At 51.3% G+C, this 13,709-nt stretch carries 18 protein-coding genes; 3 read left to right on the forward strand and 15 right to left on the reverse strand.

The genetic code is table 11. The features are described 5' to 3' along the window. Positions 1–6: 6 nt before the first annotated feature. The 4 genes from ACHZBS_RS04680 to ACHZBS_RS04695 all read right to left on the reverse strand — a co-directional run bounded on the left by ACHZBS_RS04680 (position 7) and on the right by ACHZBS_RS04695 (position 3,090). Entirely contained in the window at positions 7–252 is a 246-nt protein-coding gene (locus tag ACHZBS_RS04680; protein WP_319405366.1) for a GlsB/YeaQ/YmgE family stress response membrane protein, read from the reverse strand. A 122-nt stretch (positions 253–374) separates the two neighbouring features. Further along, on the reverse strand, positions 375–782 hold the full coding sequence (locus tag ACHZBS_RS04685) for an antibiotic biosynthesis monooxygenase family protein (RefSeq protein ID WP_319405367.1): 408 nt from the start codon (positions 780–782) through the stop codon (positions 375–377). Between the two features lie 287 nt (positions 783–1,069). Then, positions 1,070–1,525 carry a universal stress protein gene (locus ACHZBS_RS04690; RefSeq protein WP_319405368.1) on the reverse strand — a complete coding sequence of 152 codons (456 nt, stop codon included), beginning with the start codon at positions 1,523–1,525 and terminating at the stop codon, positions 1,070–1,072. An 83-nt stretch (positions 1,526–1,608) separates the two neighbouring features. After that, positions 1,609–3,090 (reverse strand): sigma 54-interacting transcriptional regulator, encoded by a 1,482-nt coding sequence (locus tag ACHZBS_RS04695; RefSeq protein ID WP_319405369.1) that lies wholly within the window; start codon positions 3,088–3,090, stop codon positions 1,609–1,611. Between the two features lie 865 nt (positions 3,091–3,955). On the opposite strand from ACHZBS_RS04695, the gene groES reads away from it, so the two are divergent. Together groES and groL are read left to right on the forward strand one after the other, a co-directional pair. Further along, positions 3,956–4,243 (forward strand): co-chaperone GroES, encoded by a 288-nt coding sequence (gene groES / locus ACHZBS_RS04700; protein WP_319405370.1) that lies wholly within the window; start codon positions 3,956–3,958, stop codon positions 4,241–4,243. Positions 4,244–4,269: 26 nt separating this feature from the next. After that, entirely contained in the window at positions 4,270–5,904 is a 1,635-nt protein-coding gene (gene groL / locus ACHZBS_RS04705; RefSeq protein WP_319405371.1) for a chaperonin GroEL, read from the forward strand. 188 nt (positions 5,905–6,092) lie between these two features. Here groL and ACHZBS_RS04710 read toward each other — a convergent pair whose 3' ends face one another. From ACHZBS_RS04710 to ACHZBS_RS04750, 9 genes are all read right to left on the reverse strand, one after another. Further along, on the reverse strand, positions 6,093–6,587 hold the full coding sequence (locus tag ACHZBS_RS04710) for a PfkB family carbohydrate kinase (protein WP_319405372.1): 495 nt from the start codon (positions 6,585–6,587) through the stop codon (positions 6,093–6,095). 124 nt (positions 6,588–6,711) lie between these two features. Next, a complete protein-coding gene (locus ACHZBS_RS04715; RefSeq protein ID WP_394707964.1) occupies positions 6,712–7,332 on the reverse strand; it encodes an aldehyde dehydrogenase family protein in 621 nt (206 codons plus the stop codon). A gap of 362 nt (positions 7,333–7,694) precedes the next feature. Continuing rightward, complete coding sequence (locus ACHZBS_RS04720; protein WP_319405374.1) at positions 7,695–7,835, reverse strand: hypothetical protein; 141 nt, start codon at positions 7,833–7,835, stop codon at positions 7,695–7,697. Positions 7,836–7,928: 93 nt separating this feature from the next. Next, entirely contained in the window at positions 7,929–8,417 is a 489-nt protein-coding gene (locus tag ACHZBS_RS04725; RefSeq protein WP_319405375.1) for a CreA family protein, read from the reverse strand. Positions 8,418–8,439: 22 nt separating this feature from the next. Next, positions 8,440–8,649: a hypothetical protein gene (locus ACHZBS_RS04730; protein ID WP_319405376.1), complete on the reverse strand. Its 210-nt coding sequence runs from the start codon at positions 8,647–8,649 to the stop codon at positions 8,440–8,442. A gap of 168 nt (positions 8,650–8,817) precedes the next feature. After that, positions 8,818–9,009 (reverse strand): Thivi_2564 family membrane protein, encoded by a 192-nt coding sequence (locus ACHZBS_RS04735; RefSeq protein ID WP_319405377.1) that lies wholly within the window; start codon positions 9,007–9,009, stop codon positions 8,818–8,820. A 24-nt stretch (positions 9,010–9,033) separates the two neighbouring features. Beyond that, the gene (locus ACHZBS_RS04740; protein WP_319405378.1) at positions 9,034–9,348 is read right to left on the reverse strand and encodes a BON domain-containing protein; all 315 of its coding nucleotides are present in this window, start codon (positions 9,346–9,348) and stop codon (positions 9,034–9,036) included. A gap of 55 nt (positions 9,349–9,403) precedes the next feature. Then, entirely contained in the window at positions 9,404–9,553 is a 150-nt protein-coding gene (locus ACHZBS_RS04745; RefSeq protein WP_319405379.1) for a lmo0937 family membrane protein, read from the reverse strand. Between the two features lie 50 nt (positions 9,554–9,603). Next, the gene (locus ACHZBS_RS04750; RefSeq protein WP_319405380.1) at positions 9,604–9,783 is read right to left on the reverse strand and encodes a CsbD family protein; all 180 of its coding nucleotides are present in this window, start codon (positions 9,781–9,783) and stop codon (positions 9,604–9,606) included. A 250-nt stretch (positions 9,784–10,033) separates the two neighbouring features. Here ACHZBS_RS04750 and ACHZBS_RS04755 point away from each other — a divergent pair, with 250 nt between their 5' ends. Next, on the forward strand, positions 10,034–10,288 hold the full coding sequence (locus ACHZBS_RS04755) for a hypothetical protein (RefSeq protein ID WP_319405381.1): 255 nt from the start codon (positions 10,034–10,036) through the stop codon (positions 10,286–10,288). On the opposite strand, the gene glgP is transcribed toward ACHZBS_RS04755, so the two are convergent. Continuing rightward, complete coding sequence (gene glgP / locus ACHZBS_RS04760; protein ID WP_319405382.1) at positions 10,266–12,413, reverse strand: alpha-glucan family phosphorylase; 2,148 nt, start codon at positions 12,411–12,413, stop codon at positions 10,266–10,268. The two genes, ACHZBS_RS04755 and glgP, sit on opposite strands and share 23 nt — an antisense overlap. 15 nt (positions 12,414–12,428) lie before the next feature. Next, a complete protein-coding gene (locus tag ACHZBS_RS04765) occupies positions 12,429–13,688 on the reverse strand; it encodes a CHC2 zinc finger domain-containing protein (RefSeq protein WP_319405383.1) in 1,260 nt (419 codons plus the stop codon). Positions 13,689–13,709: the final 21 nt, after the last annotated feature.

Consider the following 13,709-nt stretch of genomic DNA (forward strand, 5'->3'; position numbering starts at 1 on the left):
TCACCTTTAAGCCTTCTTGACCATGCGCAGGCCATATAAGAAGATAATCGCGCCTGTGGTCGCAACGATCAGGCTGCCTATCAGACCGCTACCAGGCATAATGCCTGTCTTTTGAAAAAGGATTCCGCCGATCATTGCGCCGATCACACCCACAATGATGTCTCCAACCACGCCGTACCTTGTGCCGCCCATAAACTGCCCGGCAAGCCAGCCGGCAATCATGCCGATTAAGATCATCCAAAAAAAATCCATGTCATTTCCTCCTCAATTAAGGTAAAGACGCGCCTACAGAAGAACTTTTCCATCTGTGCCGTCACGGTTATTTTGAGGAATCAACGGCTCGGCATGCCAAGATGGTGAGCTGTGGGAAACAACTAAGACGCAAGGGTATGACCGCGGTCGAATCCTTTCCCTCGGGCGGAATGAACGGCCTCCATCCCTTCCGATTGACCGATGGTGTAAATATGGATGCCATGCGGTTCGATCAGCAGGCTCTTGGTTCCGAGCAAAACGCCGAACATGTCGGAACGCAAATGCTGATTCAATGCTTTGCGCGTCTGCCACTCTTCGAGAAGATTGAGAAGGTTTTGATCTTCCATATTACAATAAAGGGCATAGCTCAGACAGCCTGTTTCCATCTCCATCGACCCAACCATCGAAAGAAGCGTCTGCACCAGTTCTTTCTGCTTTTCCGGAAGCACGTTCATGGTTATTCTAACGACGATCATGGTGACCACCCCCCGGCTATGCCAGCTTTTCTGGTTATGCGATGATTCACGCACCAAACGCCTCTTTGCATTGACATCCGCCAACTTCATAATCAAGGTTCATGCCGGAATTTGAGTGTAGCGTGTTTTATTCGCATCAAGCTGATTTAATATAGAAATAGTGTTGAGCAGATGAAGGTGGGCATGACGGAGATGGGAAACGGTATCGGTCATATATAGCCAATGGTCATATGTGACCAATAATTATGGTTTTCGAATTGTGGTGGGCCAGCGATTGTTTGCGCAACGCGTCCATAGCACTCGCCGGAACTAGGCTGGTTACCTGTGGGAATTTCGTGATCCTACGCGCTTTTCTGGTATGGAATAACCAACACGGGGCAGGATGCATGGTTGATAACGTGCTCGGTAATTGTGCCGGTTACAAAGTCCTTGATGTTGTCCCTGCCGTCGGTGCAAATGACGATCAGATCGATACCGAGTTTTCCAGCCGTTTCCGTAATGACCCATTCCGGTTTGCCTTGGCGTATCTCGTAGTCGACCTGAATATCCCCGGCATGCAGGTTGCCAATTTCAGCCATCATCTCTTGGCGTGATTCTATGGCGATCCGCCGGTACTTTTCTTTCAGGCCGTCAAAACTGACCCGTAGCATTTCCCGTTCCTGTTGCGCGATGAACTCCGGGTGGACATTCAATACCGTGATTTTCGAATTGAACTGATGCGCAATTTGAACCGCCTTTTTCAGGGCGATGTAAGCTCGCGCTTTCAAATCGGTCGGACAAAGAATATGCCTGAACATGAAGTACTCCTGTCCACCGCACCGCCAATACGCAACTTGATATGAACCGAAGGATATGCGCGAATTGAAATTGGCGTACGATGTTATGGTTTGCGGATATCCAGCTTGCGCATGCGGGCGCGCAAGGTGCTGCGGTCGAGACCCAGGATTTCAGCCGCACTGTTGTTCCCGCTCACTTTCCAGTGGGTCTGCTCCAGCACCCGCATAATATACTCCCGCTCTACATTTGCAAGCGTTTGATTTGCCATGGTTAAATCTTTATTCGGTTTTTTCAGTTCATCAACCAGATGCAGTTTGGGACCCGACGAGTTGATCACCGCCCGTTCGAGGACATTTTCAAGCTCGCGAATATTGCCGGGCCAGTGATAGTTTTGCATCGCGGCCATCACATTTACCGGTACCAGACTGATGGTTTTTCCCAGTCTTTTTGAAATTTTATCAATAAAATAATTGACCAGCAGCGGGATGTCCTCCCTGCGCTCCCTGAGCGGCGGCATGGTGATGGGAAAAATATTCAGCCGGTACCAGAGATCCTCCCGGAAAGTGCCCTTGCGGACTTCCGCTTCCAGATTGCGGTTGGTGGCGGCAATAATGCGGACATCGACTTTTATCGTGTCTGAGCTTCCCAGGCGTTCAAATTCGCCGGTCTCGATCACCTGGAGCAGCTTGGGCTGCAAATCCAGGGGCAGTTCACCGATCTCATCCAGAAACAGGGTGGTGCCGTTGGCAATCTCGAAACGTCCCAATCGTTTGGAATGTGCATCGGTGAAGGCACCTTTTTCATGACCGAACAGTTCACTTTCTATGAGGTTGGAAGGCAGTGCAGCACAATTCATTTTCACCAGGGCCCGATCTTTGCGGGGGCTCATGCCGTGAATCGCGCGTGCCACCAGTTCTTTGCCGGTTCCGGTTTCGCCCAATACCAGGACATTGGTATCCGAGCCTGCGATTTGTTCGACCTTGTAGAACACATATTTGATTTCGTTGCTTCGGCCGACAATGTTATCATGGTTGAATTCCAGCTTTATTTCTTCCTGAAGATAGGCTCTCTCGGCTTCGAGTTGGTCGGTTAACTGCTTGATTTCAAAAAGGGAATTTTCTGCCAGATGCCTGCTGTTTTCCGCTTCCGCTTTTGCTACGTTGAGATCGGAGGTTCGCTTTTCAACAATGTCCTCAAGATGTCTTTTGTAAAATTCACGCTCCGTCACATCTTCGATGGCCAGCAGGATCAGCTGGGTGTGGTTCCCATCTGAGTATATCCGCCGGGCATTCAGGTGCATGATCTTCGGGCCGATGGTCTCAAAGTGATGTTCCACCTCAAAATCATTGAATTCGGTGTTCCGAGGGAGGATCTCTTCGAGCAATTCTCTGAGTTTGGGGATATCCCATTGCCGATTGCCGAGGTCATATATCAAAAGACCTTCGGTCTGTTCGGGGTCCACGTTGAACGTGCGGTAGAAAGAGGGGTTGGCCTTTATCACTATCAGATCAGGATCGAGCACCACCAGCGGTTCTCGAATCGAACCGAGAATATGGTCAAAAATTTTTAGAAAAGCTTTCTGCATTGACTTATCTCACGACATCCGTTTGCCGGGGGTATCAATTTTAATAAGCTATGGCTGATTGTCCAGGATTATTGTAGTTATTTTAATACAGTTGTTGGTTGAACGCAACCGGGGCAACGGCATTCTGGATACCGGTTTGGGAAAATATGATTTAAAAAAATCATCACCCTCTCAAGGAAAAAGGGTAATCGAAAAATGTCCCAAAATGAGATATTTGTTTCGGTTGGTAAAAATCTGTACGATTCTGGTTGGTATAGAACCTTCCGTGAACGGTTCAAACCACTTAACGTTTGAGATAGAAACATTGCGGTATTTTAAAAAAGAAAAAGCAGGACCATTTTTGATGACCCTGCTCAGACGATGCCTTTCTAAGATGCCGTTACTATTTCTCGAAAAGATGCACGCACACCCGAGAAAGGTTTTAGATGTTACCCAGGACTTCCATTTTAAAGTATAACCTTTGGAGGTCGTTAAACCATCCGGTGGCTTATCATTGCTTGTTGAAGCGGGGTTCCATCTATTGCAAAATGCAGCAGGTAGTTGCCTTTGTCAAGACCTTAACGGAGACTGAGTGCCGGAAATCGTCTATTTCCCGAAATCAGATCTCCCAATTGGTTTTGCAGTTTCTCCCTCTAAGGCAGCTTGACAAAATGGAACTACATACGCATATTCTTGATATATTTTTGATTCTGAAACATCTTTCCTTTCTACGTTTCAATTTATACCTTTCTTAAATTATGCGGGACTGACCTCGCAACAGCGATTCACCTTTTGTCCTTTCATTTTTTTTATTATTTCAGGAGATTCAACAATCTCCTCACATTACATAGATAAAATGAGTTTTTCAACAAGGAGAATATGAACCATGAAACTCAGGCCATTGCAGGATCGTATTTTAGTTCAACGCGTCAAAGAAGATGAAAAAACCAAAGGTGGAATCATCATCCCGGATACGGCCAAGGAAAAGCCAGCTGAGGGCACAGTCATTGCTGCAGGCAATGGCAAGCTCAGCGAAAATGGAAAGCGAGTGGCGCTTGACGTCAAGAAAGGCGATCGGATTCTATTTGGCAAATATTCGGGTACTGAGGTGAAAATAGAGGGTGAAGAATACATTATCATGCGCGAGGATGACGTGCTTGGCATCACCGGATAAACATTGAAAGGAAGGTTAAGATTAAGATGGCTAAAATAATTAAATATGACATGAAGGCCCGTGAAGCGATGCTCAACGGTGTCAAGGCGCTTGCCGATGCAGTGGTTGTCACCTTAGGTCCCAAGGGCAGAAACGTGGTCATTGACAAATCTTGGGGGTCCCCCACAGTTACCAAAGACGGCGTTACCGTTGCCAAGGAGATCGAACTGGAAGACAAGTTCGAGAATATGGGCGCTCAGATGGTCAAGGAAGTGGCCAGCAAAACAAGTGACACGGCCGGTGATGGGACAACCACGGCTACACTTTTGGCCAGAGCTATTTATGAAGAGGGGCAGAAACTGGTGGCGGCCGGCAATGATCCCATGGCTATTAAACGGGGGATTGATGCCGCGGTTGAAGTCGTCGTGAAAGAACTTCAAAAGTTGAGCAAACCCACCCAGGACCAGCGCGAAATTGCCCAGGTAGGCACCATTTCGGCGAACAATGATGAAACCATCGGCAACATCATTGCCGAAGCCATGAACAAGGTTGGCAAAGAAGGGGTCATCACCGTTGAAGAAGCCAAAGGTATGGAAACAACACTTGAAGTGGTTGAAGGCATGCAGTTTGATCGAGGATACCTGTCGCCCTATTTTGTGACCGACCCAGAAAAAATGGTTGCCGCTCTGGAAGATGCCTACATTCTGATCAATGAGAAAAAGGTCAGCAACATGAAAGATCTTTTGCCCATCCTTGAGCAAGTCGCCAAAATGGGCAGGCCTTTATTGATCATTGCAGAAGATGTGGACGGAGAGGCCTTGGCCACCCTGGTGGTCAATAAATTGAGAGGCACCCTGCAGGTCGCTGCGGTCAAGGCGCCGGGTTTCGGTGACAGACGAAAAGCCATGCTGGAAGACATTGCCGTTTTAACCGGCGGTCAGGTGGTCTCCGAGGATTTAGGCACCAAATTGGAAAATTTAGCGGTTGCAGACCTCGGCAAGGCCAAGCGGATCAACATCGATAAAGACAACACCACCATCGTCGACGGCGCTGGTTCGCGCTCGGCCATCGAGGGCCGGGTGAAGCAGATTCGTGCCCAGATCGAAGAAACTACTTCCGACTATGATCGGGAAAAACTGCAGGAGCGTCTGGCCAAACTGATCGGTGGTGTGGCCGTGATCAATGTCGGTGCGGCAACCGAAACCGAAATGAAAGAGAAAAAAGCCCGCGTTGAAGATGCGCTCAACGCCACCCGCGCAGCTGTAGAAGAAGGGATCGTGCCGGGCGGAGGTGTAGCACTGGTTCGCTGTCTGGCCGTGCTGGAGAAAATAAGAATCAAAGCGGATCAAAAGCTGGGGGTGAAAGTCGTCATGCGCGCCATGGAGGAGCCACTTCGTCAGATTGCCAAAAATGCCGGTGCTGAAGGTTCTGTCGTCATCGATAAAGTCAAAAACGGCGAGGGGGCTTTTGGTTACAATGCCCAAACGGACACCTATGAAGATCTGATGGTAGCCGGCATAATGGATCCGACCAAAGTGGTCCGGTTCGCCCTGCAGAATGCAGCAAGTGTGGCTTCATTGATGCTGACCACCCAGGCCATGATCGCAGAAAAACCCGAAGAAAAAAAGCAGATGCATCCGGGAGATCAAGGAATGGGCGGCGGAATGGGTGGAATGATGTAACCTCCGCCATTCCATGGTTTTCATGGTGGACAGGATAGGCATCAATGCAGACTTGAGCTGACAGCTCCCGATGTTGTGGCTGTCAGTTCAAGACCTACCAATACCATTCAGTTGAATGTCGAGTGTATTATCCCCTCCTAAATGATACTACCCGAATCATATTCGTCATGCCGGCAACCCAAACAGGGCTACCTGCAGTGATGACGGCCAACTCCCCTTAAATATACCTTTGATAGTTCAACCCTGGGCAAAATTGCTTCAACATCTGCGAGATGACAAAGCTCGGTACCGGGCGTTTGCGCGGTTGCCGTTCCCGCGGTGGGCATCCAGAACGATGAAAACCCCCTTTTTTTCCCGGCAAGGATCAGTTGACCATAGAGATTCGGTGAAACGCCGCGCGGGAGGCTTCCACTCAGGATCAGGTAGTCCATATCCCGGACCTGGTTCACATGTTGAAAAAACATATTGATTTCTGTTGCCTTGATTTCCGGCCCGGTGGCGCTGATGGCGTACTGTCGGCCTTTTGCCCTTTCACGAAGGATAATATTGGTTCGCGTTTCACCTGAAATCCGGGTAAAATCGGTCATGACACCCGCATTGATGAGAAATCCTTCCAGTTGCAGGCCGTCATAACCGCCGACGAGACCAAGGGCCACACTCTGTCCGCCCAATTCCCGGACCACCCTGGAGACATCGATTCCTTAGCCGGCAGCATAAGGCGTTTCCGCAAGCAACTGCTCAACGACGATGAAACGGTCCAGCGCAGGATTTAATGTGACGGCGTAAATCATCTTCGATTCCTCTCAATTACAGAATAAAGTCGGTCGCCAAAAATTTGCTTTTGTGTTCCCGCACGATGCGGGTGATGATCTGTTTGTTCAACTCCGTCTGTTTGGCGGCAACCAAGGTTCGAATGGAAAAAACCCGCAAGGCGTCGGATACGGAAAGGGTTCCTTCTGCGGAATCCTTACGCCCCGTGAAGGGAAACGTGTCCGGTCCCCGCTGGCACTGGCTGTTGATGTTGACCCGGCAGACCTGGTTGACCAGCGGGTCGATCAATCGTGCAATCTGGTCCAGATCGCTGCCGAAAATGCTGACTTGCTGGCCGTAGTTCGAATTGATCATGTAGTCGACGGGCTGGTCTATGTTGTCGAAGGGCAGCACGGGAACCACCGGCCCGAACTGCTCTTCATGATAGACTCTCATTTCAGAGTTGGCCGGATAGAGGACGGCAGGAAAAAAGAAGCTGCCGCAAACCGTTCCTCCGTAAGGATTAACGACCCGGGCACCTTGGGCATCAGCGACCGCAACAGATGCATGAAATGACTGCCGGACACGGCCTTGCCGCCATGGCGCACGAAGAAACCATCCACGCGATGCAGGTGCTCCTGACGCAGCCCGAACCACCCCCCCTGATTCAGCAGCCATCCTTGTGTTAGACGTCGCCCCAGTTCGTAGCCGATGCTGTCACCAAGAATAGCAGCGCTGGAAATCACGCCGATAAGGACCCCGGGATGGAGCAGCCCCCGCTCCGCGAAGAATCCTCCCGCAAGAACCAGGCTATCGCCCGGCATGATGGAGCCCAGCAACACCTATCACTCCAGCGCCACCCCCATAAAGATGACAAGGTAACCCCAATCACCAAGCTGGCCCGCAAACGTAACCAATTGATCGAACATGACCGCGCTTCACCTCCTTGATGGCGCAATGGGGGGGATCCCTTCAGCGATGATGGGCGTGAACCGCAACAGCGAGCGCATTCCCCGTCGATTGCGGCGAGGACGCTTAAATCATGATTTTTGATGCGGCAATACCAGTACTGGCGGCCCTTTCTGCTGCTTTTCCAGCTTATTTTTTGCTTTCTGCCTGTCTTTATCGTCGCTCTGTTTTTGACTCTTTGCCTTGTTTTTTTTGCCGCCCTTGTCTCCCATTATCGTGCTCCTTTTCCGAAGTTATTTTTCAGGTTGTGCAGGGAATATCGCCTGCGATGTTGAATCTTCTCCGGTTTTTCATTCCATCGGCGGCTATTGAGTCGGCCAGGGCATGATCGGCACCGTGCTGATGCTGTTTTTCGGACTGCCCTCGATGACGCGATCGCTGTAGGACACGTAGACCAGCACATTGCGCTCACGGTCGAAGAAGCGCACGACCTGAAGCGTCTTGAACACGAGGCTGCGGTGTTCGTCGAAGACTTGCTCGCCGTCCTTGATCTCGCCAAGGAACTGAATCGGCCCGATCTGGCGACAGGCGATGCTGGCGTCGCTCGTGTCCTCGGCCACGCCCATGCCGCCTTTCAAGCCGCCGGTCTGGGCCCGGGAGATGTGACAGGCGACACCCCGAACTTTGGGGTCGTCGAAGCCGTCGACAACGATCTTGTCGTTGGGGCCGAGCCATCGAAAATGCGTGCTGATCGATCCGGTCGTTCCGCGTTCTGGGCGGCTGAAAAACCACCAGCCGAAGAGCACGATGACAAGAAGGATTCCTGCGCCGATAATCATTCCAACCTTTTTCATGATGATTTACTTCTCCCATGATTTACTCTGTCGACTTTTTTACCTCTTCCCCGACTTCTTCGGCTTTATCCTTTACGGCTTCGGTTACCTCTTTGGCCTTATCAGTGGTTTTTTGCACAGCCTCGTCGATTTTTTCCCCGGCTTTTTCTGCGGGCCCTTTCGATTCACAGGCGGTAAATGCAACTATGGATAGAATTAAGATCATAATTGTCAGTAATTTTTTAAGGATCATGGCTTCTCCATTTCTTTTTCAATTTTGGTATTTGAACCGCGACAGCAAGCGCATTCCCCGTAGCTTGCGGCGGGGTTAGCGAACGAATACAAAATAGGCAGAATGCCATACGGTCGAAGATTCCTCGCAGCTTGCTGCGAGGAATCTTCAATAATCTTTTCAAATCTTTCACTTCCCTATATGAATCCCCTGGAGGGAGCCGATAATTCCGAAGACACTCAATAGCCAGAGGACCACTGAACCAACCACGACAACATTGAGAATTTTCTTCATCGTGGTTTGCATCGGTATGTAGCTGTTGATCGCCCATAGAATCACCCCAACGACCACCAAAATAATGACTAACTGAATCAACGGCATTGAATTTCTCCTTTCATCGCTTGCCTATTTGACGACCAGGTCATTCTTGACGGATTTGACTCCCTGGACATCACGTGCGATTTCGACCGCTTTATCGACGGCTGCTTGAGAAGCTACGAAACCGCTCAACTGAACGACACCCTTGTAGGTTTCAACACCGACCTGGAACGACTTGAGAAAATCGTCAGCGGCCAGCAGCGATTTGACCTTGGTCGTGATGACCGAGTCGTCCACGTATTCCCCGGTGCTCGACTGTTTGGCGGTCGATGCGCAGGCCACAAAGGTGGCGATAAACAAAATCAGAACCAAACCGCCGATAACCCCACGTCTCTTCTTCATGGCAATCACTCCTTTATTTTAAATAGCTTGCCTTATCTGGCGAAAGTCCAACGGGTTACGCCCGTCTACGTCCTTGAAGCACCTGGATCAGCATCACAATGATGGCGATGACCAGCAGGGCATGGATGACGCCCCCCATCGTGGTGCCGGTTAGCAACCCCAACGCCCACAAAACCAGTAGAATCACAAATATTGTCCAAAGCATGGTGGCCTCCTTGTTTTACGCCATCAGATTCTTCTGACTGGCGTCCATGTTTACTTCCCGACGACGTCCTTGATCTCGCCGATCTTCTCCTGAACCTTCCCATCAACATTTTCAGCCTTACCTTCGGCTTCCAGGTCGCGGTTCCCGACCGCTTTTCCGGCGACCTGCTTGATCTTGCCCTTCACTTTGTGCCACTTGCCTTCCGCCTTGTCCTGGGTGCTTGATTTCATGGTAGACCTCCTGTTGAATAACGGTTGTACTGAAGTTCCCGTGCAAAAGACCGATGGGCTTCTTTTCGAAAACGGAAACCGTCATACAAATATCTTCTAATGCCGGATCTTCAATCTTTGTGCCAGGTACCATACACTCACTGTAACGATATCCATCTTACTGATATTTTAACGAAATTGTTTATACAAACTTTCCTGAGAGAGCATAATTCGTCATCGGAAAAGGGTCATATTCAACCGGTGGTCATATTTGACCTTTTTGGAAGACACCTCGTTGATCCAGGAAAAGAAACAGCCGGTGCCGCCCACCAGGGGGATGGACAGCACCGGCTGGAAAAATGGTTGGTTACAATTAGCCGTGCTCGGTAACAGTGCCTGTACCATAGGTACGGCGGTGGGCAGGATGGGGGCGCGAACCCTCGATCCTGACCGATTGGCTGTCTTGCAACTCCTTCTTGATCTTTTGGGTAAGATGGTGCGACCTAATCTTCCAGGGCATTTTTGATGCTGCTGGAATAAAACTTTTCAATGTATTGCTTGACCATCCGTCGGGCGGAGAAACCGGATGCAGCGTTTTTCATGGTTGCTTTCATCAGCCGGACCCATTCGAGGGGAATGCCGTTTTCCGACATCTGGTAATAAAGGGGAATGATCTGACCTTCGAGAAGGCGGTAGATCTTTTCGGCATCGCTGCCATCCGGGTTCTCGGAATTGGCATCATGGTCCACCGCCCAGCCATTTTTCCCGTTAAACCCTTCCCCCCACCAGCCGTCCAGTACGCTTAAATGGGGGACACCGTTCAGCGCCGCCTTCATGCCGCTCGTCCCGCAGGCTTCGAAAGGAGGCAATGGATTGTTCAGCCAGACGTCCACCCCGTGCACCAGGTACTGGGCCAATTGTTCGCCATAATCCTCCACAAAAGCGATTCTGCCCCCCAATTGCGGATCGCGTGCCAGGTTGATCAGGTCCTGCAACAGCCGTTTGCCGGGGTCGTCAGCCGGATGGGCTTTGCCGGCAAAGATGATTTGTATGGGGCGCCAGCGGTCTTTAAAGTGTTTCTTGAGGCGTGGAAGATCCTGAAAGATCAACAGCGCTCTTTTGTATGTGGCGAACCGGCGGGCAAAACCGAGCGTAAGCACGGATGGGTCGAGAAAGGCGCCTCCGGCAAGCATCACGGATGAACTGCCCCCGCCATCGGCCCAACGCAGGCGGGTGCGCTCCCGGATTGCATCGATCAGTTTTACCTTGAGCCAGTGGTGCGTTTGCCACAGCTCGGTGTCCGGGACGTTGTCGAGACGTTGCCAGATGGCCGGATCGTCATGCTTGTCCAGCCAATCGGCCCCTAAGTGCGTGTCCAGCAGCAGTTTGATTTTCGGCTCTATCCAGGTGGGCACGTGGACTCCGTTGGTGACATAATCGATGGGAACCCGATCTTCCGGGACGTCGGGCCACAGGCTGTGCCACATCTTCCGGGAAACCTCGGCGTGCCTTTTGCTCACCGCGTTGCGACAGCCGGATAACCTCAACGCAAAAGCGGTCATGTTGAATCCGACCTCCGGTTTATTCGGATGGATGCCCAATTGGAAAAACGCGTCGCGATCGAGACCCAGGCCAGGCCAGTAGGAATGAAAGTACTTTTCGATCAACTGAAAGGGAAAAACATCATGACCCGCGGGAACGGGGGTGTGCGTCGTGAAGATCGTGGCCTCGATATTTTTTTCGCAGGCCGCGGCAAAATCCTTGCCCTTTGATACCGTTGCCCGGATACGTTCCAACAGGGCGAAGGCGGCATGGCCCTCGTTCAAGTGCAGGAGGTAATGATCGATCCCTAAATCCTTGAGCACCGCAGCGCCGCCGAGGCCTAAAACGATCTCCTGGCGCAGGCGCTGCTCCAAATCGCCGATGTAGAGCCGGGCGGTAATGCCTCTATTCCATGGATCGTTGATTTCGATATCCGTGTCCATCAAATAGAGGGAAACACGCCCGACGGCGACTTTCCACACCGCGACATGGATGGGCGGATCGGTCAGCGGCACCTTGACGATGCGTTGGCGTCCATCCTTGTCCATCACCTTCGAAATAGGAGCGGCTTCGCGGTCGATGGACTCGACGATATTCTCCTGCCAGCCGTCATCCCGGATCTGTTGCCGGAAATAGCCTTCCGGATACATGAACCCCACAGCCACCAGCGGAATATACAAATCGCTGCATTCCTTGATGAAGTCTCCCGCCAGAAAACCAAGCCCACCGGCGTAAAAGGGTAAGGAGCGATGCAGGCCGTATTCGGCGGAAAAGTAGGCCACGGCATACTTGTGGTCCGGTGAAAACGCCGCCAGCAGATGGCACGCTTTTTGTTGCATATATTTTCGAAACACTTCTATGACATCATCGTACCTGCCAATATACTCGGCATCGGCGCCGGCCTTTTCCAGAAGCAGACGGGGCAACTCCCTGAGCATCTTGTCCGGGTTGTGGCCGCTTTCCTTCCAGGCCTGCCGGTCGAGGGTCTTGAAGAGCATTCTTGCGCCGGGATTCCAGCTCCACCAGAGGTTCTCCGCCAGTTCCTCCAAGCCGGCAAGGCGTTCCGGCAAATGGGGAAACAGGGGTTTTGCGGTATGGTTGTTTTTCATCAAGTCACTCCTTTTTCACAACACGTGTTTCAGGGGGAAACCACTGATGGTATCAACCACCGGTTTCAACATATCGTAAGGGTCCTGACCGTCCGCCAGACCGCCAAGGTAATAGACCCACCCGCCTGTTTTGGCCGCAATCCGTTCGATGCCGTTTCGGCCGAGTTCGTCCCAGTCGTAGGCGACAATATAGTGCTGGATGTCGAGGCCCTTGAGAATAACCGCAGCCTCGGAGGTGAGGTATGAACCCAGTGTCGAGACCACCACTTGCTTGTCCTGGTCTTTGAGCAGGTTGGTGAAGGCAAAATAATCAAAGAGACCCTCTACCAGGATGATCGTCCGGTACTGCCGGATATAGTGACTTGCCTTGTCAAGGCCGTAAAGCCAGCTTTTGGCGGAAAGGGGAACTTCCCTGACTTGATGCTTGAGCCAGCGGACGCCTCTATCGCCCGGCCGCCTGCCGACCAATCCGATCGCGCGGGCATCGGCATCATAAATGGGAAACACCATCCGACCGGCGAAAAAATCACCGTAATTTCTTGAAACCGGATCTTTCCGTCTGAAATCGATCTGCCGGCAATAGTACCCGTATCCCTTGACGGTCGCGTCGTTCAAAAATCTGAATAGTCCGCCATTTGAGAATGCATCAGCATCCTTTTCAAAGTGTGGCAAGAAACAGTCAATCAGTGCCCTGCCGCTATATTGCTCATCGCTGTATGGCGGCGCATAGCCGATGTTGAACTTGCCGATGGTCTCTTTTCCGACGCCCCGGCGGGCAAGATACTCCCAAATGAGCTTGAACCGGTCTTCATTCGACATCAAGAGATCATTGTAGAAAGTGGCGGCCTCTTCCAGGGCGGCAACCATCTTCTCATCACGTTTTTTCGGTTCGACAAACCCAACCGGTTCATCGGGTTCCGGGGTTTCGTCAGGTTCAGGTATACCGGGGCTGCTGCCACCATTGAACTTAAAATTTTCGACACCCAATTGCGCAGCCCAAACCTGCTGCGCCTTTCTGAACGGATATTTCTTGCGCAACATGATCAGGTCGTAAATGTCCCAATCTCCCTTACAGGCGCCGAAACAATGGAACCGGACCTCATCATCCTTGTTGACATACACCATGAAACTCTCCTTGGTGTCAGCGTGGAACGGGCACAGGGCGCTGTACCGATTTTTCCTGATGCTTGTGAAACGAATACCCAGCAGCGTTTCCGCATAGCGGATCATGGCATCGATGGTCGCTGCCGATTTTATGTTCGGGTAGGTTTCCATTTGGGCTCCAGAGTGCACATA

Source organism: uncultured Desulfosarcina sp. (assembly GCF_963664155.2).
Classification (GTDB): Bacteria; Desulfobacterota; Desulfobacteria; order Desulfobacterales; family Desulfosarcinaceae; genus Desulfosarcina.